Source organism: Paenibacillus sp. 11B (assembly GCF_030487755.1).
GTDB classification, from domain to species: domain Bacteria; phylum Bacillota; class Bacilli; order Paenibacillales; family Paenibacillaceae; genus Paenibacillus; species Paenibacillus vandeheii.
This window is the reverse complement of sequence record NZ_JAUKNS010000004.1, coordinates 33,217-54,683: the sequence shown is the minus strand read 5'-3', so window position 1 is coordinate 54,683 and position 21,467 is coordinate 33,217. Positions and strand designations below refer to the sequence as shown.

Below are 21,467 nucleotides of genomic sequence, written 5' to 3'. Positions count from 1 at the left end.
ACATGGCTGCATTAAAAATGCAGTCCACAACCCCATATTCAGAAAGGATTGTGATTCATATGCAAGCAGTACACCAACCCGTTCAAACGAAAGCAAAAGCTGAACAACGTTCAGCGAATACACCCGGTCCGGGCCGGGGACGCAAACCGGACTTTCGGGCCATGCTGCGCAACAAGGAAATGCAAGCTGCTCTGGGTAGTGGGCTTTTGATGCTCATGGCGTGGGCAACAGCATCGTGGTCCGACCCCGTATCCGTGGTGTTATATATTGTTGCTTATGCGATAGGTGGATGGACCAAGGCCAAAGAAGGTATAGAGACATTGGTCAAGGATCGTGACCTCGATGTGAATCTGCTCATGATTGCAGCATCGCTCGGAGCGGCAGCCATTGGCTACTGGAATGAAGGTGCCATGCTGATCTTTATTTTCGCGTTAAGTGGTGCCCTTGAAAGTTATGCGACGGAGCGCAGTCACAAGGATATTTCTTCGCTGCTGGCGCTCAAGCCGGAAACAGCGCTGCGGATTGAGGATGGGAACATGAATCTAGTATCCATCGAAGATTTGCAGCCTGGCGATCTGTTATTGGTCAAACCAGGCGAGTTAGTTCCGGCAGATGGCGTGGTGTTTCGTGGGAGCTCTTTTATCAATCAGGCCTCGATTACAGGAGAATCCTTACCGGTGGATAAAGCCGCTGGTGACGAAGTATTTGCAGGTACTGTGAACGGCGAAGGTGCTCTGTATGTGGAGGTAACTAAATCCGCTGAAGGATCGTTGTTTGGCAAAATCATTAAACTGGTGGAAGAGGCGCAGACGGAAGTGCCAGATTCCCAACGCTTTATTGAGCGATTCGAGGGGATATACGCCCGTATTGTTGTCGCTGTAACGTTGTTGGTCATTGGGGGAATGCCGTTATTGCTTGGCTGGACATGGAATGACGCATTTTACAAAGCCATGGTCTTTCTGGTGGTGGCTTCACCTTGTGCACTGGTCTCTTCCATAATGCCGGTCATGTTATCAGCCATGTCCAGCAGTGCGCGTCGCGGTATTCTGTTCAAGGGTGGTGCTCATGTGGAGAACATGGCCCAGACCCGGGTGGTTGCTTTTGATAAAACGGGGACGTTGACGATGGGCACACCACAAGTAACAGACATTGTAACCGCAGAGGGCTATGATCGGGCACGGCTGCTAGGTGCGATAGCCGCCATTGAGAACCTTTCGATGCATCCGCTGGCTCGTGCCATTGTGGAACAAGCGACCAAAGAGGACATCGTACTGCCGATTGCCGAACAGGTTCAGGCTCTGACAGGCTGGGGAATTGAGGGAAACGTAGACGGTGTTCTCTGGAAAATTGGCAAAACGGACGTCATTGATTCAATGGGGTCGGAGAATGTGATATACGGAAACGACAATCAGAATGGATTAGGCGAGCAAGCGGTGAAAGACGCTTCTGTATGGAAGGATATTCGCTCCCGTCTGGAGGGAGAAGGCAAAACGGTGTCGGTTGTAACAGCGAACGGGGAATTGGCAGGACTAATTGCGTTGAGGGATACAGTTCGGCCACAAGCGGCCGCCGCGGTGAAGAGGCTGGAAGCCATGGGCGTGAAAGTAGTGATGTTGACAGGCGACCGCCCTGAATCAGCAGCAGTGATCGCCCGTGAAACAGGCGTGAGCTTGGTATATGCAGGTTTGCTGCCCGAAGGTAAAGTGAAACAGGTGCATTTGCTTCGTGAACAGTATGGGCAAGTGCTGATGGTTGGGGATGGCGTAAATGATGCGCCTGCACTTGCGGCGGCAACGGTTGGTATGGGCATGGGTGTATCGGGTAGTGGCACGGCACTGGAAGTGGCGGATGTGGTGCTGATGAATGACAATATTGAAGAGATCGCCTGGGTGATCAGGCAGGCTCGACGGGCACAGCGGACGGTGAAGCAGAATATGTTTTTTGCCATTACGGTTATTCTTGCGCTGATTGCGGGCAATTTCCTGCAGGACGTTGCATTGCCATTGGGTGTGGTAGGCCATGAAGGCAGCACAATTCTGGTTATTCTGAACGGGTTGAGATTGCTGCGCTAATGAGAAGAGATAAGAAGAAGTTTACGTCTGGGACGGTGCTTCCTCAATTAATGAAGCTTAATTCAGCGTTTGAATCTCAAGTCAACGGGTAATGATTCAAAAGAGAAGATTCTAGATGGGCGTTCTGAATGGAACAGAATTATAGAGCGTTTATTCTATTGAAGATTAACCATATAAAATTTTAATCGCACAGACTGGCCGTTTGCCGCTGTAACGATTTGACGATGAGGGAGCTGTGCAATATGGGGCGTTACGTACAAGTAGAACCGAATGTGAGTATATTTGTTGAAGAAATTGGTGAAGGAACACCGGTTATCTTTTTGCACGGCTGGCCCGTCAATTATAAAATGTTCGAGTATCAATTAAATGTATTGCCGAATCAGGGTATTCGTGCGATTGCCATCGATTTCAGAGGTTACGGCAAATCGGATAAGCCTTCGACAGGGTATGATTATGACCGCATGGCGGACGATGTTCGTGCCGTGATTGATGACCTGCAACTGACGGATGCTGTACTTGCAGGCTTCTCCATGGGTGGAGCGATTGCCGTGCATTATATGGCCCGCCATGCGGGACATGGTGTATCCAAGCTGGCGCTATTGTCAGCGGCGGCACCGGTGTTCACACAGCGCGAAGGTTATCCGTATGGATTGCCTCCGGCGCAGCTGACCGAGCAGATTATCGAGCCGATCTTCGCAGATCGTCCGAAGCTGCTGGAGACGTTTGGCGGTATGTTTTTCGCGAAGCAGCACAGCCAGTCGTTCATGGATTGGTTCCATGCTTTGGGCATGGAAGCCTCATCTTACGGCACGATTAACAGCGCGATTGCCCTGCGGGATGAGGATTTGCGCGGGGATCTGAGTTCGATTCAGGTACCAACAGCCATTTTGCACGGAAAAAAGGATGAGATCTGTCCGTTTGAGTTCGCCGAAGAGATGCATAAGGGCATTGCCGGTTCTCAATTGATTGCTTTTGAGGAGAGCGGTCATGGGGCGTTCTATGATGAATTGGAAAAATTCAATGCCGAATTGATTCGATTTATCAAATCCGGATTGTAATGGTCAACCGATCTTTACAGATCGTTCCAACGATTTCATTCAATCTTCATTTGTGAACAAAAAAAGAACCTGGAAGTTCAGCGAGCCGCTGTCCTTTTAGGTTTTTTTTGCCGTCCATCGTTGTGTTCATGTGAGGGCTGTCCCTTCATTAGAAAAGTTCAGTCAGGCCAATCATCGTGATCAGTCCGAGCAAAAAGGAAACCGTTGCCGCCCGCGCATTGCCATCGCCGTGGCTTTCGGGAATCAGTTCCTTGTACACGATGAACATCATTGCACCCGCTGCAAAGGCAAGACCATAAGGGACCAGACCGGATACCAGACTACTGAGTGTGTAACCAATCATGGCTGTAACAATTTCAACTGCACCCGTCAGCGTGGCGATGCCGAGCGCCTTGAAGCGACCAATGTTCTGATTGACAAGGAAGAGGGCAACCAGGAATCCTTCAGGCGCATTCTGCAATCCAATGGAAAAGGCAATCAGATTGCCAAGTCCTGCGTCACTGCTCGCGTAGCTGACACCTACCGATAGCCCTTCGGGCAGGTTATGCATGGTGATGGCTGCAATGATCATGAAGGCTTTGGCTTCAATTTTGAAAGGCATCTTCTCGGGATTTTCAAGATCCACATGTGGAATCTTCATCTCAAGCACAAGCAGGACCATGCTGCCGAGCATAATACCGAGGGCTAGTACGAACAGATTGGATTGCCCGAGCGCTTCCGGAATGAGATTGTACACCGAGGCAGAGGTCATGATGCCTGCTGCATAGGCAAGCAAAATATCACGCAGACGGTGGGTTACTTTGCGCATAAATAGAATAGGTATGGCCCCAAGGCCGGTAGACATGGCTGAGATAAAGCTGCCAATGAGTGCATCGTTCATGCTTCCATTTTCCCTCCTGATGAAGACTTCTTCATAATCGCTGCCGAGCATTGACACCGTACATAAAAGCGCTCATAATGAACAACAGATTAGAATGATTATAAATTAGAATTCCGTTTCTGCATAGGTTAATTGTCATAATAGGCAGGTCAAGTGGACATGATCTAGGCTTTTGTTCTAGTGTATGCAAAAGCAATTGCTTTTGATGCCGGAGAGCCTGACCTTTTTGCAGAACCCGGGGGAGGAACTATACATGTATAAATCAATTATTATTGGAACAGGCCCTGCAGGGCTGACAGCAGCAATCTATCTGGCACGTGCTAACTTGAATCCACTCGTTATTGAAGGACCGCAACCTGGTGGTCAACTGACAACAACAACCGAAGTGGAGAACTTCCCAGGTTTCCCTGACGGCATCATGGGTCCTGAACTGATGGACAATATGCGCAAACAAGCAGAACGCTTCGGTGCAGAATTCCGTACAGGCTGGGTAAACAACATCGATATGAGCGAGCGTCCATTCAAGGTTCAGGTTGAAGGTATGGGTGAGCTTGTATCGGAAACCTTGATCCTGTCTACAGGCGCTTCTGCTAAATACCTCGGTATTCCTGGCGAAGAAACGAATGTGGGCCGTGGTGTCAGCACTTGTGCGACATGTGACGGATTCTTCTTCCGCAACAAAGAAATCATCGTTATTGGCGGTGGCGACTCCGCGCTGGAGGAAGCGAGCTTCCTGTCCCGTTTCGGTTCCAAAGTAACCCTGGTACACCGTCGTGAGGAATTGCGTGGTTCCAAAATCATGCAGGATCGTGCACGCAGCAACGAGAAAGTGGAGATGGCATTGAACCGCACCCCTCTTGAAGTGCTGGCTTGCGACAACGGCGTAACTGGATTGAAAGTATTGAACAACGAAACAGGTGAAGAAGAAATCATCCCGGCTAGTGGTGTATTCGTAGCGATTGGTCACACACCAAACACCGGATTCCTGGGCGGACAGATCACAACCGATGAGCACGGTTATATTCTGACTACACCGGGCACCTCCGAGACGAATATCCCAGGCGTATTTGCTTGTGGTGACGTACAGGATACCCGTTACAAACAAGCGATTACAGCAGCAGGTAGTGGATGTATGGCTGCGATGGATACAGAGAAATATATTGAAAGCTTGGAGCACAGCGCAGTAGTCCTGTAAGGGAAGAGCTGTATATATCAATAGATTAGTCTATAAAAAACAATATGAGGTGAATAAACATGGAAAACGTAATTGTATACACATCAACCAACTGCCCAAACTGCAAATCGGTAAAAAGCTTCCTGGCTGACAAAGGCATCTCTTATGAAGAGCGCAACATCGAGACAAGCGACGAGTTCGCCCAACAAGTATGGGATATGGGCGTACGTGCCGTGCCTCTGACTGTTATTGGTGAACACCGCATTCTGGGTATGAACAAAACCCAATTTGCCAAAGCGCTGGACGCTTAATTTACCCTTATAGGGTAAGTTCAAGTCACATGGAGCTATTCCGGTTCGCGCGAGCCGTTTGAATATATATTGGGGGAGCCTTGGTCCAGTTCAGGACTGAGGCTTCTTTTATTTGAATTAGGTAGTTCATCACACTGAATGGTCTAGTGCAGTTCAACCCGTCTGTATGATGAAAAAACCCCTTTCACAGCTACAACAGAGCACATGTTTCATGAACTCTTTTGTGGATGTAAAAAGGGATTTGACATTAAAACCATACCTATTTTATCTAAAAAAAGATACTCATAAAGGTCTGAAATACAACATACACCAGTACGCCTGACAGCATGTACATGAAACCAGCCTTCTTTTTGCTCTGAAACAATCGAAGTATGCCAAGGCTGAACAGCGGCGCAAGCACGATCAGGAACAGGAGTACGGTGACAAACATTTGCGCCGAGATATCTGAAGTATCCACGTAGGTCACGAATTTTCACTCCGTTTCGTTATCGGAATTAACATAGCGACATTCATGCCGCGATGACAAAAATCACATAACCCTATTATACCTCTGGATTTCTTTAACAAAAAGGGAGGAAATGGGGCAAAATGATGTCAATTTTCATCGATTATTAGACGGAAACTCTTATTTTACCTAAAAATTGGGAAATGGCTGAGTAAGCGGCACCAACACGCGTGGACTGACTACCCAGGGCTGCCCATTCAATCTGCAAACTGCGGCGGTGATAGGGCAACGTACGCTCCTCCACCACTTGTTTCAGTGCCGTTTCAATCCATGGTCCTGCTTCAGAAAGAGGGCCACCGATAATGATACGCTCCGGGTTGAAGCTGTTGACAATATTGGTGATGCCCACGCCTAGTTTACGACCGATTTCTTGGTACAGCTTCAATACATCTTCATGGCCTTGCTGTGCATAATCAATCAATTCCCGTGTAGTATGTGCAGGCAAAATCAACTGATGATCGGGGTGCTCATAAGCTTTCTCCGAAGCATATAACTCCCAGCAGCCACGATTGCCACAGGAGCAAGGTCTGCCCTCTGCTTCAATGGACATATGGCCTGTTTCTCCCGCATATCCCCAGGCTCCTTTGTACAGCTCGCCATCCACCATAATGCCTGAACCAATCCCGATGCCTGCGCTGATATAAATCAGATGACGTACTCCAATGCCTGCACCAAAATTTAATTCTCCATGCGCACCTGCATTGGCTTCATTATCGATTGTCACTGGGAGCTCGAACGCATCTTCCAGCATGGCACGCAGGGGGACCTTCTCCCACCCCAGGTTGGGCGCAAACAGCACCGTTCCTTCCTCGTCCACCATGCCCGGCACTCCAATACCCATGCCGATCACGCCGTGAGGGGAGGGAGGGGCCGCATATATCAGATGTTCTGCGGCAAGCTTCAACTGTTCAAATACAGAGGACACATCATGATGTTCCAGCTTAACGGCGTACTCTGTGATAATATGACCTTCCAGATCGGTAAGCACACCCTTTAAGTGGGTCACGCTGAGCTCCAAGCCTACGGCATATCCCGCTGTACCCCGAAATAGCAGCATCAAAGGTTTGCGTCCACCGCTGGATTCCCCAGGCCCAATCTCCTGCAAGAGCTCATCATTGATCAGATCAGCAACCAGATTGGATACCGTGGCTTTATTCAGTCCTGTAATCTCGGATACCCGAGCACGGGAGAGGGGAGCATGACGACGAATCGTATCCAGGACGATCGACTTGTTTATTTTTTTGACCAGCATCTGGTCTCCGGTAATTTTCATATCCATAAGGCACTCCTATTCTTCTATAAAAGGGTTCAGACCCGTTATCCGTAAACAAGCTATTCGACTATTATAGCGTAAACAAACGCGCAAAAAACATTTTTATTTTTACTTTGTTTAACCAATAGACAAAGTATAACCGATGTGATAGGATAACGTTGTAAACGATTACTTTTAAAACTATTGAGGAGGCATTCTACATGGCCTATTTTGAATCCGTTAATAAAATTGCATTTGAAGGTAAAGATTCCACGAATCCATTTGCTTTTAAACATTATAATCCGGAAGAAGTTGTCGCTGGGAAATCAATGGAAGAGCACTTCCGTTTCGGCATGGCTTACTGGCATACATTAACAGCGGGTGGTAGTGACCCGTTTGGTGCGGAAACTGCTGTTCGTTCTTGGGATAAATACTCCGGTCTGGACCTCGCGAAAGTACGCGTGGAAGCGGCATTTGAATTTTTGGAAAAAATGAATCTCCCGTTCTTCTGTTTCCACGATGTGGACATCGCACCGGAAGGCAACAGCCTGCGTGAGTTCTACAGCAACATTGATACGATCGTAGACCTGATTGAAGGTCACATGAAATCCAGCGGCAAAAAACTGCTCTGGAACACAGCGAACATGTTCTCCAACCCGCGCTTTATGTTTGGTGCAGCTTCCACTTGCAACGCAGACGTGTACGCTCATGCTGCAGCGCAAATCAAGAAAGGTCTGGAAGTGGGTAAACGTCTGGGCGCAGAAAACTATGTGTTCTGGGGCGGTCGTGAAGGTTATGACACATTGCTCAACACAGACATGCAGCTGGAGCAAGACAACATTGCCCGCATGTTCCACATGGCAGTAGACTACGCGAAGGAAATTGGCTTTGATGCACAATTCCTGATCGAGCCTAAACCGAAAGAGCCAACCAAGCACCAATATGACTATGATGCAGCAACTTCCATTGCATTCCTGCAAAAATACGGTTTGGACAAACACTTCAAACTGAACCTGGAAGCTAACCATGCTACACTGGCTGGTCACACCTTCGATCACGAGATCCGCGTTGCCCGCACAAACGGCATGCTCGGTTCCCTCGATGCCAACCAAGGCGACATGCTGATCGGTTGGGATACAGATGAGTTCCCGGTGGATATGTACGATGCTACATTGACTATGTATGAAGTATTGAAAAACGGCGGTATCGGCCGTGGTGGTGTGAACTTCGACGCCAAAGTACGTCGTGGTTCCTTCGAAGCAGACGATCTGTTCCTGGCACACATCGCTGGTATGGATACGTATGCTAAAGGTCTGAAAGTAGCAGCGAAATTGATTGAAGATCGCGTGTTCGATGACTTCATCGAAAAACGCTATAGCAGCTTCAGCGAAGGTATCGGTGCAGATGTGGTTGCGGGTAAAGCAACACTGGCTTCCCTTGCAGAGTACGCGCTGAACAACGAAAGCCCACGCAAAAACCAATCCGGACGTCAGGAATTGCTGAGAGCGAAACTCAACCAATACATCCTGGCTGACTAATAGAAGTCAAGCAAAATGCAGGATGAAGGGATATCAGCCTACCTGAGAATACTCGGGTGTGGCTGAAACAGATCTTCGCCTGCACTGTGCGGGACCAGCTTGTACCACGGAACGCCTGAACAAGCATGACATTCGGACCGTCCCCGACTTTCCCCTGGGAAGGCGGGGACGGTTTTTTGATTAAACAAACTAAACGGTTTTTAAATTTTTGATATAAATGAATAATTTGCATGCAGAACGGAGTGAGCAGAAAGGACCCGAGGAAGCGGAGCGTGCGCATTTATCCCCGGATTTCTCCCTTGCTAAAGGGTATAAAGGAAATCCGGGGGTAACGGCGATCCGAGGGTTTTCTGATCACGGAGTGGCCACATGAGCATCAAGGTTTCATTTATATAATCCTGTTACAAACGAGAGGAGTTAACTCATGAGTTACGTAATTGGTGTCGATCTGGGAACAAGCGCAGTTAAAACTGTGCTGGTTAACCGTGAAGGGAAAGTAGCGTTTGAAGCATCCGAGGCTTATCCGTTGTACCAGCCCAAGGCTGGATACAGTGAACAAAATCCCGAGGATTGGGTAGAGCAGACGATTCTTTCGCTACGCAAATTGCTGGAAGTGTCCGGTGTACATCCTTCGGAAATCGAAGGACTGAGCTTCTCCGGGCAGATGCATGGATTGGTACTGGTGGACGCCGAGGGTAAACCGCTGCGTAATGCCATTCTGTGGAACGATACGCGGACAACGGCTCAGTGCCGCCGCATTGAGAAGGTGCTGGACGGGAAACTGTTAAGCATTGCCCGCAACCGTGCACTCGAAGGTTTTACACTGCCCAAAATCCTCTGGATACAGGAGAACGAGCCGGAATTGCTGCAACAAGCGGCCCTGTTCCTGCTGCCGAAGGACTATGTGCGATATCGCCTGACAGGTGATTATGCCATGGATTATTCGGATGCAGCGGGCACATTGCTGCTGGACGTTGCAGGCAAGCAGTGGAGCACAGAGATCGCGGAAGCTTTTGAACTGCCGGTATCCTTGTGCCCACGTCTTGTAGAGTCATTTGAGGAAGTGGGCACATTGCTGCCTGAGATTGCGGAGCAAACAGGACTTGCAGCGGCAACCAAAGTATTTGCAGGTGGTGCGGACAATGCATGTGGAGCCATTGGCGCAGGCATTCTGAGTGAAGGACAGACGATGTGCAGCATCGGAACGTCCGGGGTTGTGCTTTCCTATGAAGAGCGTAAGGATCTCGATTTCGAAGGCAAAGTGCACTTTTTTAACCACGGCGAGAAAGATGCCTTCTATATTATGGGGGTAACCCTTGCGGCTGGATACAGCTTGTCCTGGTTCAAAGATACATTTGCTGCGGACAAATCATTTGATGTACTCTTGCAGGGCATTGATGCGATTCCTGCTGGAAGCAACGGATTGCTGTTCACGCCTTATATTGTTGGTGAGCGTACGCCGCATCCAGATGCAAACATTCGCGGCAGCTTTATCGGCATGGATGCCGGACATAAGCTGGAGCATTTTGGACGTGCTGTTATGGAGGGCATTACGTTCTCGCTGCGTGAATCCATCGATATTTTGCGTAATGCTGGCAAAACAGTAAATGAAGTGATCTCCATTGGTGGAGGCGCCAAAAACGAAGCCTGGCTGCAAATGCAGGCCGATGTTTTCAATGCAACTATTGTGAAATTGGAAAGTGAGCAGGGACCAGCAATGGGCGCGGCGATGCTGGCAGCTTATGGCTGTGGCTGGTTCCTATCCTTGCAGGAATGTGCGGCGGCGTTCATTCGTCCAGCCAAATCCTATGCCCCAAATCCGGAAACGGTTGCCGTATATGATGGACTGTTTGCATTGTATCAGGGTGTATATGGGCAAACACGCAGCTTGAATGATCGACTGGCAGCATATCGTTGATTATTCAGACTTTTTCCAGATCGACATCTCACCAGATTGACATCTCAATAGATCATTAAATATTAAACCAATGAAATAGTTTATTAGGGAGGCACCTGCCAAAGCGGGTGCCTTTTTTGTTGTTGCTCGTGAAGAGGCACATATCATATGCTCAAGTTTCTTAAACGTCATGAAAGGTCTACATGCCAGACATAACCCTCTTCCAGACGCGCATAGATTAGATATTGAGCTTAACAGGGGTTCAGCCAAATTAAACAGCCATATCACATCAGTTATAACGCGTGACAGACTCAGCCTGGAGGTGGGGATTTGGAAGATTGCGAAGGAACCACGAGGCCGCATGTCACCTTGTCCATGATTGTCCGCAATGAGGAACACAGGTATCTCAGACAGGCGTTGGAGACTCACCGGCCGTGGATTGATCGTGCGGTGATTATTGATGACGGCAGTACGGACAATACCGTTGCTTTATGCCAGGAAATGCTAGCGGGTATTCCCCTTACGTTGATTGTGAACCCGGCTTCTCTGTTTGCAGATGAGGTGAGTTTACGCAAGCAGCAGTGGGAGACCACGGTGGCTACCGGACCGGAATGGATTTTGAACCTGGACGCGGACGAAATTCTGACGACCGATTTTGGCATTGTTCGGAATCAACTGTTGGGTGGGACCGAGGACGCCATTTATTTCAGGTTGTTTGATATGTGGAGCGAGACGCATTACCGGGATGACGAATATTGGCAGGCTCATGCGTATTATCGGCCGTTTCTGGTCCGATATCGCCCGGAATGGAGCTATGAATGGAAGGAAACTCCGCAGCACTGCGGCCGTTTTCCACTAACTATTCAGCATTTTGCCTATGGATGCCATTCCCCTCGGGTGAAGCATTATGGCTGGGCACGTGCAGAGGACCGAATTCGTAAATACGAGCGTTACCAGGCATTGGACCCGGATGCGAGATATGGCTGGAAGGAACAGTACGAATCTATTTTGGATACAGAGCCAAGACTCCTGCAATGGTCGGAATAAGGGAAGGAGGACAATCCATTTGAAGAAGGAAAAAGAAAAAGGTAAAGAAGAGCCAAAGGAAAAGATTCTTATCGCAAGTCCTGTTCGGCAGACGGCTGGGGTACTCCGTGAATATCTTCAGTCCCTAGAATCGCTTGAGCGAACGACGGTAACGACAGACTATCTGTTTGTGAACGACAATGAAGAGGAAGCAGCATCCAATATGCTCCGTGAGTTTGTACTCCAGCATGAAGGGATTCTTATCGATGCAGATGTGAAGGAAACGGATGCCAACCAGGGAAAAGGAATATACAACAAGGACGAGGGTGGGCATTATTGGCGGGACGAACAGATCTGGCGGGTAGCAGGTTTGAAAAATCGTATATTGGCCTATGCCCGTGATCATCAGTACGATGCTGTATTCCTGATTGATTCCGATCTCGTACTGCACCCTCGGACATTGGAACAACTCGTATCCAGCGGGAAGGAGATTGTCTCCAATATTTTTTGGACACGATGGCAGCCGGGAACAAGGGAAATGCCGCAAGTCTGGTTGCAGGACGAGTACGCGCTATTCCGCAAGAGAGGCAACCCGGTTACAGGAGCGGAAGTTGAGGACGAGAATACACAAACCGATACGTTTCTGAGGCAATTGCGTACCCCGGGTTGTTATGAAGTGGGGGGACTTGGCGCGTGCACCCTTATTCGCAGGAACGTTCTGGAGGCCGGGGTTTCCTATGACCAGATTCCCAACGTATCTTTCTGGGGTGAAGATCGTCATTTTTGCATTCGTGCTCAGGCACTGGGCTTCCGTTTATACGTGGATACCCATTTTCCCGCCTACCATATCTACCGACTATCGGAATTGTCAGGGGTAGCTGCTTTTAATCGCAGAGCTATACGTGGTGAGGAATCGATCAGTATTTCGCTGTGTATGATTGTCAAAAATGAAGAGGCCTCCCTTGCCAGATGTCTGGACTCGGTTAACGGAATCGCTGACGAGATTGTGATCGTGGATACAGGTTCCACGGACCAGACACGCCAGATTGCAGCTCGTTATACGGAACGCATCATCGATTTTGAATGGGTGGATGATTTTGCGGCGGCAAGGAACTTTGCCTTTGAACAGGCAACAAGTGAATATATATTATGGCTGGATGCAGATGATGTGTTTGAACCGGACGACCGGGTGAAGCTCATTGAACTGAAGCGTTCCCTGGACCCTGCTGTGGACAGTGTCACGATGGATTATCATCTGTCCTTTACGGCGGAGGGTAAGGTGGCATACAGTCTGCGACGGAACAGACTGGTGCGCCGGGATCGGAATTATCGCTGGATTGGTGCAGTACATGAATATCTGGAAGTGGCCGGTCATCTGCTGCATAGTGATGTGGCAGTCACGCATAAGAAGGATAAGGAATACACGGATCGCAATCTAAAGATTTATCGCAAACGCGAACAAGCAGGGGAGGAATTCTCCCCGCGTGACTTATATTATTTTGGCAATGAACTGAAAGACCACGGGCATTTTGAGGATGCAGTGAACTACTACGTGAAATTCCTGGACACCGGGCTGGGATGGGTGGAGGATCAGATTGCAGCATGCCAGAAGATAGCGGATTGCGAGGCAGCACTTGAACATTCGGAAAAGGAAGTCTCCGCATTGCTGAGATCCTTTGCCTTTGATTTGCCGAGGGCAGAGATTTGCTGCCGATTGGGTGGATATTTTGCCGACCGTACGGATTATCGCAAAGCTTTATACTGGTATGAACAGGCGACCCGCGCCATACGCCCGACGGATCCGATGGTCGTATTGAACGAAGCTGCTTGGACATGGATGCCGCATTTACAAATGTGTGTGTGTTATGACCGGATGGGCAATCGGGCAAAAGCGAAGGAGCATAATGATATTGCTTTGACGTACCATCCCACACATCCGAGTATGCTGTATAATGAACGTTACTTTAAGGACCTGGAGAAGGACAGTATTCTGGAAAATGCATAGAGCATGTATATATGTGTGGCAGCGTAGGTATAGGCATTAGTAATACAGTTAAATATGACGATAACCTCCTTTTATGAAGAAGAGGTGGACGCAAAGTGCCACTTTCATAAAAGGAGGTTATTGACGTCTTAGGACTATAGGGGTTATTGTAGATATATTAAGTCTATTATAGAGGAGGAAATCACATGAAATATACTAAAGCTACCAACTACGCCCTGCACACGATGCTTTTTCTCGCGGCATCCAAATCAGATAAACCAGCGGGTGTGCAGCAGCTTGCAAAGTGGCAGAACGTTTCACCTACCTATCTGTCCAAAATTTTAACGATATTGACAAAGGAGGGCATGATTCATTCTTCATCTGGTGCCCATGGCGGATACACACTTCAGGAAAAGTGGGAGGAACTTACGTTTTTGGACATCATACAGGCCATTGAGGGTAAAACATCTTTATTTGATTGCTGTCGCCATCATAAACAGGGATGTTTGATTCAGGAAACGATGATTCTTGCGGAAGGGCAGATGGAAGAAGTGCTTAAAAATCAGAAATTATCTTCTATTGCCAGTAAAATATCAATGGTGCAATGAATATTTTTTTGTACATATAATAGATATAATTTGTCTTTTATATCTTTGAATAAATATTGCTTACGAGTGTAACCGGAAGATTTGCACTCTACACTTTATAAATTAAGGAGACTGAAATGAATTCATTCATCATTTATTTATTGGCATTAGGAGCTTTTGTTGTAGGTACAGCCGAATTTGTCGTCTCTGGCGTCCTGGATATCATCGCCCGTGATCTGCAGGTATCCATCTCCTTAGCGGGACAATTGGTCACCGCATATGCGTTATCTCATGCCTTAGGAGCATGGGCGCTGGTCATGCTGACTTCCAAATTTCAACGTAAAAAAGTGCTTCTCTATTCGCTGCTCATATTTATCGTGGGCAATATCATTGCATTCTTTAGTCTGAACTTCGGCATGCTTATGTTCTCTCGCATCGTATTGGCTACGAGTGGTGGTCTGTATTTTGTCATAGCCACGAACTATGCCGCAAGGCTGGCCCCTCCAGGTAAGCAGGGTAGCGCCATTGCAACCGTCATTACAGGATTTACCGTATCATTGGTATTGGGTGTGCCGATCGGCACTTTCATTGCTGCCTATATGGATTGGCACTATGTTTATATCATGATTGCAATCATCGCATTTATTAATTTCATGCTGTTGTATCGATTTATTCCACAAATGGAGGGCAACCCGCCTCTCTCGCTGAAGCAACAACTATTGATTATCAAAGATAAAAAGGTGATAACCGGATTATTAACGACTGTATTCTGGATTCTGGGCTACACCTTGGTATTTGCCTATATCGCTCCACTTTTAAGTTCGGTAGCCGATTTTTCGATTGAGATGATTAGTACCGCGTTACTCGTATTGGGTGTATTTGCATTCATAGGTTCTCGTCTTGGTGGTTATGCGGTAGATAGATGGGGACCTGTTCGCACGATTCCAATCAGTTTGATTATTCACGCTGGCGCCCTCTTTATTTTACCAATCACAGCAGGCTCCACCATAGGTGTTCTTCTGACCATTATGATTTGGGGCACCGCTGCCTGGATCACAACTCCTGCGAATCAGTTTTATTTGATTACATTGAGACCGCAGTCTTCTGAAACAGTCCTGAGTTACAATACGGCAGTAATGAACATAGGTATGACTCTTGGTGCCGGATTGGGAGGTGTGATTGTGAAATATAATTCCGTTCAGAATTTGGGGTGGATTGGCGGTGTGGTCTTGCTGCTGGCACTGGCGATTGCCCTTGTTTCCTTCACGTTGACTACAAAGCCAAGTTCAAACTCAATGTCTCTATAAAGGGTGGGGTGAATATTGGATCAAATGATTACATCCAGGGGACGATATGCTTTACAATAGTGACTAACGGAAAAGCGGTGATAACGAATACTTGTCTTCGGCTGCCGAATCTATGAAACAAGGGGAAGTTGGCATGAATCTGACGGAAGTATTATTAGAATCGAGACTGGTAGCCATTGTTCGTGGTATTAGCAGGGAATCTGCTCAGGCAGCAGGGCAGGGGATGACAGATGGGGGAATCCGTCTGATGGAAGTGACGCTAAACACAGCCGGTGCACACGATATTATTGCAGACTGGCGCGTACGACATGAGGGTAAGGCTTATATTGGAGCAGGTACGGTACTGAATGTGCAGATGGCGAAAGAAGCCGTTGCAGCGGGTGCCCAATTTCTCGTGTCTCCGAATGTCGATCTGTCAGTTATTGAATATGCTGTAGAACATGGAGTGGAGATCTGGCCCGGGGCAATGACGCCAACGGAGATTGTTGCTGCATATGAAGCAGGAGCCAGAGTGGTGAAGTTGTTCCCCATGGCGAGTCTGGGCATTCCATATCTACGTGAAATCAAAGCCCCACTGAATCATATTCCGCTGCTTGCAACAGGAGGAGCCACTCTGGATAACATTGCAGATTATTATGCTGCGGGTGCCGCAGCAGTGGGCCTTGGAAGTGCACTTCTGCCACGAGAAGCTCTTGCAGCAGGGAATGATGAGCAGATTGCTGCTTGCACACGTGCATTTGTGGACATAGCGAAAATCGAAGGTTGAACCAGAATACCAACCGAACGGAAGTGGACCAGACACATCGGGATATATGTAAGGAGAGATTCTGTATCCATAGATAATATAAGAAGTGATGTGGATTAACGTCCTGTTGATCTTGATGCCGTATGATGGAGTTAGCCAGAAAAACGGAGAGGAGTGACACCAGTGAAAGCTAAAACGATGATTGGCGGGATGATTGCTGTTGCCGCGGTAACTGCGGGTGGTTTATGGAAGGCAGCCGTAAATAGTCAGACCCCCAAAAAGATTCCGATTACGCTCACACCGCCCATGCCATTTGAGGATATAACCTTTGAAAGTGGTGGCGGGAGAGTTCATGGCTGGTTCATTCCGGCTGGAGCTCATGTCCCGAAGCCTTGGCCGCTGGTTATTATTGCACATGGATGGGGCTCCAACCGATCACGTGTCCTCCGTTATGCACGTCCCATTTGGGAAGCAGGTTACGCTCTCTTTATGTACGATGTTCGAAGCCATGGAGCCAGCGATCCGGTTAAAGCGGCTTCAGCCTACCTGTTCCGCGACGATCTGCTGTCAGCCTTGCGATATACATCGTCACGGCCGGAAATTGATTCTGCGGCGATCGGTGTGCTTGGACACTCCTTGGGCGGTCTAGGGACGATCCTTGCTGTGACGGAGGGCATTCCTGTATCCGCAGTGATTACAGACTCCATGCCATCCCAATTCGAGGTTATCGTCAGTGCGGAGCTGAGACGGCGACGCCTGCCTCTGTTTCCGTTGGCGCAGTTGATTCCGCGAATCTGGTTCTGGCGGCTTGGTGAATCTCTGAAAACGTATCGCCAGCGCGATCCCGTGATGCTGCTGAATGAACGGCGCAAGGGTATGCAGCTGCCGATGCTTATGGTACATTCCAAAGGGGATAACTTTATTCCACCAAGCGAACTTGAATATTTTATGTCCAAAGCGGATCCGCCCGTAGAGCATCTATGGGTCAATAGCGGAGGGCACAGCTGTTCAGAAGAAGATCCTGCGTTCTGGAATACGGTGATTCCGTTTTTGAAAAATCATGTACAGGTGCAGGCTCAGTCCAACGAATCTGTTCTACCGAACGTCAATATAGAGAAAATTCAGCCTACTTAATGCTCCGGCTGATCGTTGAAACGCCAACCTGGTTGGCGTTTTTTGCTTTTTCTATACAATATGCAGAAATTCACATTTGTAAAATTGTTGGGAAAATGACGATTAAAAAGGAAGCTTATGGTATCATAGAATAGACTGGCAATATTCATGCGAGGTTTATTTTGCATGCATCCTTGTATGAAATTGAAGGGAGAGGTCCAGATTTGAGTTTTGATTGGAATTTTAATGGACGATTCAAAATGTTCACAGCCAAAGCGGCTACAGCGGCCATGGCAACATTGCTTCTGGCATCACAGACACCAGGGTTTGCAGGCAGCGCGTCGGCAGCGACAGCGGAACGGGTAACAGAATCCGCTGCGGGGGAAACGGAACAACCACTTGGAGTAACAGACAACGAGGTGCCTGAAGGAGCCAAAATCTCCTCCAAACAAGCCAGCGAGAATATACTGAAATTATTTCCATTGCTAAAAAAGGCGACGATCTCATCCGCACGATTTGATTCACCGAACTCTTTTCCACCACCGGATTACAAGGCGTGGGATATCGGATTTCAAATCGTCGAAGGAAACCATACGATGGGATTCAGCGCAACGGTACATGCGGGCACAGGGGAAGTGTTAAGTGTACATTTGCCGTCTGAATTACTGGATAAGCAATCAGCAGATTCTGAAGTCAAATTGACCAAAGACGAGGCTGAGAAGCAGGCAGAAGCATTACTGTACAAAGCCATTCCCGGATTGAAAGAAAATGATTATGCTTCTCTCGGAGATCAGTATCAATCCACTGCACAGCAATCTTTGTTCGGCAGAACGGAGTATCGCTACGGTTACCAACTCAAGCACGAAGGGTTGTTGTCTGAGGCAGAGACGATCTACATAAGTGTGGATGAAAGTGGCCTAGTGACAGGCTATTCAAGAAGTACAACTGAAGCTGAATATCCTTCATCGAAGTCGGCAGCATCGGAAGAAAAGGCCAGACAACGATTTGAGGAGCAGTTTGATGTACAGCTTGCTTATATCTCGAATGATCGTCTATCTTCGTTTAAAGGACAACAGTACTATCTTGGTTATATGCCGAAGAATTCCAGCATGGTTCCGCTGGAGGCCAATACTCTGGAGCCGATTAACGCAATGACTGGAAAAGCTATCGGTGACGATTCTATACAACTGAATAAATCTTTAAAAGGAAGTATAGCTCCTTTTGTCGCGGCGAAAGGCCAGAAGTTAAACGCACAACAGGCCGAGAACATCATTAAAAAGAATTTCGATATTCCAAAAGGCTACAAGTTGGAGCATAGTCAGTTAAGCAAAGGCGAGTATGGGAGTCCAAACAATCAAGTCTGGAGCCTGAGCTGGAGCAATCGAAATGCGAATGTATCCTACATGTTCATGCGAGATATTTCAGCACAGGTAGATGCGCTTACTGGACAGATTTATAGTTACAGCTTGTATCAACGGGTGGAGCCGGGTGCTGCGCAGGAGAAACCAGCGGATGAGAATGAGACTAAGTCCGTAACCCGGACACAAGCCGAGAAGCTTGCCATCAATAAGGTGATTGCACTGGTTCCCAATGCATCGGAAGAATTCCGGTTGTCCAGCGTGCTTGAATTTGAAGGTGCACGTACATTTATGTTCCAGCGCTATATGAACGGAATTGCAGTTATGGATGATACAGTACAGGTACAGGTCCTGAAGGATGGGGCCATTAACGAATTTTATACAAGGATTGCTGCAACGCCTGAACAATTGCCTAGAGACACCGAACCAGCCATCAGTTATGAGAAGGCAAAATCGACATATCTGGAAGCATTTAAGTTGATACTGGCTTATTCACGCTACGGAGGTTATGCGATGAGTAGCGGACAGGTCGTTCCCTCGGGCGTAAACCTGGTTTACCAGCCTACACGAAATGAAAATTCGGTTACCGCCAGCTATGAAGTACTTGATGCTAACACTGGAGAATGGAAGTTCTTATACGGTACAGGAAGTGTCGCAGCGAATGTTGAACCTAGTGATATTTCCGGTCATGTAGCGGAGGCTGCACTTCGGAACATGACCCAACATGCCGTAATTCTTGCAGATGAACAGGGACGTGTATTCCCGGATCGGGTCATCACCAAGGGAGACTGGTTTACCTATCTGGCAAGAGCAGTTAATCCGAATATGGATATGTACTACAGTGGTAACGGGAGTGGCAATCTATATGCTGACATCACTCCGGAGAGCCCTTATTACCAAGCTGTGCGGACATTGATCGATCAGCGATGGTTAGCGGGTGCCGACCCTGAAACGAAGCTAAATCCTGAAGAAGAGATGACTCGTGAAGAGTTGGCAGTATTGCTCGTGCGCATTTTGCGCTATGAGAAATTAGCTGGATTCTACACATTGCCATCGGACCTTCCCAACCTGGCAGATGCCAATGCAGTCAACAACAAAGGCGCTGTCTCTCTTAGCATCAAGCTGGGATTACTGCCTTCAATTGAAGGTCGCTTCATGCCTGCACGTAAAGTGACGGTTGCGGAAGCGGCGCAGGTATTGGAACGTCTGGCCAAGCTTCAGGGCAAGACGGATACCTTTATGAGCGGCAATCGCTTATATTGAGCAGAGTTTGTTTTGTTGCATAAATACCCGGAAGCGTCATATGATGAGATTAACGGGTAGGTTAGGTTTATTTTGCTGAAGACAGAGGGACCTTCTGCGGAGGGTCTCTTTTGATGCTTTTCGACAAAACTAGAAGCCTGCCGTCAATCCCTTTTGTGATACAATGAGGCATGAGAACTTTGCAAAGAGAGGTGGTATCCTTTCATGGGCAAGCACGGAAAACGAGTGATAACCCTGCTATTGGCTGGCTGTCTCGTCGCTGTGGCGCTGCCACATGCAGTCGATCTGGATCAGCTATACGCGGCGTCGGGAACATCGGACATATCCACGAATACGGATCTGCGTGAGACGTTGCTTACCGCGATGTCCCAGCGAACGGAGGAACTTGTTTTTACATACAAAGGCAATGTGAAAGGCCTCAAGAAACAGTTGCAGAGCTCCATTGACGAAGCAATGACCAGTGATCCCTATATTCAATATACCGTTAAAAGTTACGCATTTAACTATAAAGGCTCCAATGTATCCGCAGAGGTACATGTGAAGCTGGCATATCGGGAAACCAAAGAACAGACCGATTATGTGAACCGCAAGGTGACCAATGTGCTGAAAGAAATTATTGTGCCGGGTATGACGAATCATGAGAAGGTCAAAGCCATTCATGACTGGATTGTGCTTAACCTTTCCTACGATACATCCTTGCAGAAATATACTGCATACGACGGACTTGTTACCGGCAGCACCGTATGCCAAGGATATTCTTTGCTGGCTTATCGCATGCTGGAGCAGGTGGGTATAGATAACCGGATTGTGGAAGGAACGGCTGGTGATCAATTACATGCCTGGAATCTCGTCAAGCTGGACGGCAAGTGGTACCATATGGACACGACATGGGATGATCCTACTCCTGATCGCAAAGGGAAGGTAAGTCACAGTTATTATTTGCTCAGTGATAATGAGATGGCACGTGACCATGTCTGGACAGCTAAAGGCAAGTATCCTGCTGCATCTGCCCCCTATCGTGAAGCTTTGCAAACGTTGATGAAGGCAGGAGGCAGCAAAGCAACCGCGTATCAGAAGCTGTATCATGCGCTGGAATATTCGCTATACGACGAAAGCGATGCGATTAGTGGTCATTCCGCGCTGAAAACAAAAGTTCAGAGTGTGCTTAAGGATGGCGGAACCTCGCTGACTTTCAGATACAAGGGTACTGAAACAGGACTAGTAGAGGATTTGCAGGATTTGTATCAGTTTGGCATGAAGTCGATATCGTATTACGTGTCCAACATGCAGGATACCGTCGATCTGCGTGTGAAGATTACCTGGACCATGTGACAGCAGCTGGAATGATGAATTTAAATGTGTTTTAAGACAGGGGCGCTTCGTTGAGAAGCGTTCTT

General features: G+C 48.0%; 17 protein-coding genes and 1 pseudogene. 15 read left to right on the top strand and 3 right to left on the bottom strand.

The genetic code is table 11. From position 1 onward, the window contains the following. The first annotated feature begins 59 nt into the window (after positions 1–59). Both Q0V21_RS17105 and Q0V21_RS17100 read left to right on the top strand, forming a co-directional pair. On the top strand, positions 60–2,072 hold the full coding sequence (locus Q0V21_RS17105) for a heavy metal translocating P-type ATPase (protein WP_079350084.1): 2,013 nt from the start codon (positions 60–62) through the stop codon (positions 2,070–2,072). Positions 2,073–2,314: 242 nt separating this feature from the next. Then, the gene (locus Q0V21_RS17100) at positions 2,315–3,130 is read left to right on the top strand and encodes an alpha/beta fold hydrolase (protein ID WP_079350083.1); all 816 of its coding nucleotides are present in this window, start codon (positions 2,315–2,317) and stop codon (positions 3,128–3,130) included. Positions 3,131–3,278: 148 nt separating this feature from the next. Here the strand turns inward: Q0V21_RS17100 and Q0V21_RS17095 are convergent, their stop codons facing one another. After that, positions 3,279–4,010 carry a ZIP family metal transporter gene (locus Q0V21_RS17095; protein WP_053779008.1) on the bottom strand — a complete coding sequence of 244 codons (732 nt, stop codon included), beginning with the start codon at positions 4,008–4,010 and terminating at the stop codon, positions 3,279–3,281. Between the two features lie 253 nt (positions 4,011–4,263). Between Q0V21_RS17095 and trxB the strand changes: the two genes are divergently transcribed. Further along, positions 4,264–5,205 carry a thioredoxin-disulfide reductase gene (gene trxB / locus Q0V21_RS17090; RefSeq protein ID WP_301879830.1) on the top strand — a complete coding sequence of 314 codons (942 nt, stop codon included), beginning with the start codon at positions 4,264–4,266 and terminating at the stop codon, positions 5,203–5,205. Positions 5,206–5,264: 59 nt separating this feature from the next. Next, positions 5,265–5,495: a glutaredoxin family protein gene (locus Q0V21_RS17085; RefSeq protein WP_024631391.1), complete on the top strand. Its 231-nt coding sequence runs from the start codon at positions 5,265–5,267 to the stop codon at positions 5,493–5,495. Positions 5,496–5,763: 268 nt separating this feature from the next. On the opposite strand, the gene Q0V21_RS17080 is transcribed toward Q0V21_RS17085, so the two are convergent. Together Q0V21_RS17080 and Q0V21_RS17075 are read right to left on the bottom strand one after the other, a co-directional pair. After that, a complete protein-coding gene (locus Q0V21_RS17080; protein WP_053779005.1) occupies positions 5,764–5,961 on the bottom strand; it encodes a hypothetical protein in 198 nt (65 codons plus the stop codon). Positions 5,962–6,106: 145 nt separating this feature from the next. Then, positions 6,107–7,273 (bottom strand): ROK family transcriptional regulator, encoded by a 1,167-nt coding sequence (locus tag Q0V21_RS17075; RefSeq protein WP_079350102.1) that lies wholly within the window; start codon positions 7,271–7,273, stop codon positions 6,107–6,109. A gap of 200 nt (positions 7,274–7,473) precedes the next feature. Between Q0V21_RS17075 and xylA the strand changes: the two genes are divergently transcribed. The 11 genes and pseudogenes from xylA (at position 7,474) to Q0V21_RS17025 (ending at position 21,402) form a co-directional block, all read left to right on the top strand. Then, positions 7,474–8,790, top strand: a complete 1,317-nt coding sequence (gene xylA, locus Q0V21_RS17070) for a xylose isomerase (protein WP_024631388.1) — start codon at positions 7,474–7,476, stop codon at positions 8,788–8,790. A 424-nt stretch (positions 8,791–9,214) separates the two neighbouring features. Next, complete coding sequence (xylB, locus tag Q0V21_RS17065; RefSeq protein ID WP_301879829.1) at positions 9,215–10,708, top strand: xylulokinase; 1,494 nt, start codon at positions 9,215–9,217, stop codon at positions 10,706–10,708. A gap of 309 nt (positions 10,709–11,017) precedes the next feature. Further along, entirely contained in the window at positions 11,018–11,734 is a 717-nt protein-coding gene (locus Q0V21_RS17060; protein WP_301879828.1) for a glycosyltransferase family 2 protein, read from the top strand. Continuing rightward, positions 11,658–12,224, top strand: a pseudogene (locus Q0V21_RS32870) (hypothetical protein); the annotation flags it as partial. The gene Q0V21_RS17060 and the pseudogene Q0V21_RS32870, both read left to right, overlap by 77 nt. Positions 12,225–12,647: 423 nt before the next feature. After that, positions 12,648–13,718 carry a glycosyltransferase gene (locus Q0V21_RS32865; RefSeq protein WP_367620544.1) on the top strand — a complete coding sequence of 357 codons (1,071 nt, stop codon included), beginning with the start codon at positions 12,648–12,650 and terminating at the stop codon, positions 13,716–13,718. Positions 13,719–13,903: 185 nt separating this feature from the next. After that, positions 13,904–14,305: an Rrf2 family transcriptional regulator gene (locus Q0V21_RS17050; RefSeq protein ID WP_301879826.1), complete on the top strand. Its 402-nt coding sequence runs from the start codon at positions 13,904–13,906 to the stop codon at positions 14,303–14,305. A gap of 116 nt (positions 14,306–14,421) precedes the next feature. After that, entirely contained in the window at positions 14,422–15,591 is a 1,170-nt protein-coding gene (locus Q0V21_RS17045; protein WP_301879825.1) for an MFS transporter, read from the top strand. A 133-nt stretch (positions 15,592–15,724) separates the two neighbouring features. Beyond that, on the top strand, positions 15,725–16,357 hold the full coding sequence (locus Q0V21_RS17040; protein ID WP_079350077.1) for a bifunctional 4-hydroxy-2-oxoglutarate aldolase/2-dehydro-3-deoxy-phosphogluconate aldolase: 633 nt from the start codon (positions 15,725–15,727) through the stop codon (positions 16,355–16,357). A 162-nt stretch (positions 16,358–16,519) separates the two neighbouring features. After that, on the top strand, positions 16,520–17,470 hold the full coding sequence (locus Q0V21_RS17035) for an alpha/beta hydrolase (protein ID WP_301879824.1): 951 nt from the start codon (positions 16,520–16,522) through the stop codon (positions 17,468–17,470). A gap of 203 nt (positions 17,471–17,673) precedes the next feature. Continuing rightward, positions 17,674–20,070 carry a YcdB/YcdC domain-containing protein gene (locus Q0V21_RS17030; RefSeq protein ID WP_301879823.1) on the top strand — a complete coding sequence of 799 codons (2,397 nt, stop codon included), beginning with the start codon at positions 17,674–17,676 and terminating at the stop codon, positions 20,068–20,070. Positions 20,071–20,274: 204 nt separating this feature from the next. After that, positions 20,275–21,402, top strand: coding sequence for a transglutaminase domain-containing protein (locus Q0V21_RS17025; RefSeq protein WP_301879822.1), 1,128 nt, complete (start codon positions 20,275–20,277; stop codon positions 21,400–21,402). The last annotated feature ends 65 nt before the right edge of the window (positions 21,403–21,467 follow it).

What these genes read in the sequence shown, in the direction of transcription:
- Q0V21_RS17105 (WP_079350084.1), top strand. Translation starts at nt 60, where the DNA reads ATGCAAGCAGTACACCAACCCGTTCAAACGAAAGCAAAAGCTGAACAA.
- Q0V21_RS17100 (WP_079350083.1), top strand. Translation starts at nt 2,315, where the DNA reads ATGGGGCGTTACGTACAAGTAGAACCGAATGTGAGTATATTTGTTGAA.
- Q0V21_RS17095 (WP_053779008.1), bottom strand. Translation starts at nt 4,010, where the DNA reads ATGAACGATGCACTCATTGGCAGCTTTATCTCAGCCATGTCTACCGGC.
- trxB (WP_301879830.1), top strand. Translation starts at nt 4,264, where the DNA reads ATGTATAAATCAATTATTATTGGAACAGGCCCTGCAGGGCTGACAGCA.
- Q0V21_RS17085 (WP_024631391.1), top strand. Translation starts at nt 5,265, where the DNA reads ATGGAAAACGTAATTGTATACACATCAACCAACTGCCCAAACTGCAAA.
- Q0V21_RS17075 (WP_079350102.1), bottom strand. Translation starts at nt 7,273, where the DNA reads ATGAAAATTACCGGAGACCAGATGCTGGTCAAAAAAATAAACAAGTCG.
- xylA (WP_024631388.1), top strand. Translation starts at nt 7,474, where the DNA reads ATGGCCTATTTTGAATCCGTTAATAAAATTGCATTTGAAGGTAAAGAT.
- xylB (WP_301879829.1), top strand. Translation starts at nt 9,215, where the DNA reads ATGAGTTACGTAATTGGTGTCGATCTGGGAACAAGCGCAGTTAAAACT.
- Q0V21_RS32865 (WP_367620544.1), top strand. Translation starts at nt 12,648, where the DNA reads ATGATTGTCAAAAATGAAGAGGCCTCCCTTGCCAGATGTCTGGACTCG.
- Q0V21_RS17050 (WP_301879826.1), top strand. Translation starts at nt 13,904, where the DNA reads ATGAAATATACTAAAGCTACCAACTACGCCCTGCACACGATGCTTTTT.
- Q0V21_RS17045 (WP_301879825.1), top strand. Translation starts at nt 14,422, where the DNA reads ATGAATTCATTCATCATTTATTTATTGGCATTAGGAGCTTTTGTTGTA.
- Q0V21_RS17040 (WP_079350077.1), top strand. Translation starts at nt 15,725, where the DNA reads ATGAATCTGACGGAAGTATTATTAGAATCGAGACTGGTAGCCATTGTT.
- Q0V21_RS17025 (WP_301879822.1), top strand. Translation starts at nt 20,275, where the DNA reads ATGGGCAAGCACGGAAAACGAGTGATAACCCTGCTATTGGCTGGCTGT.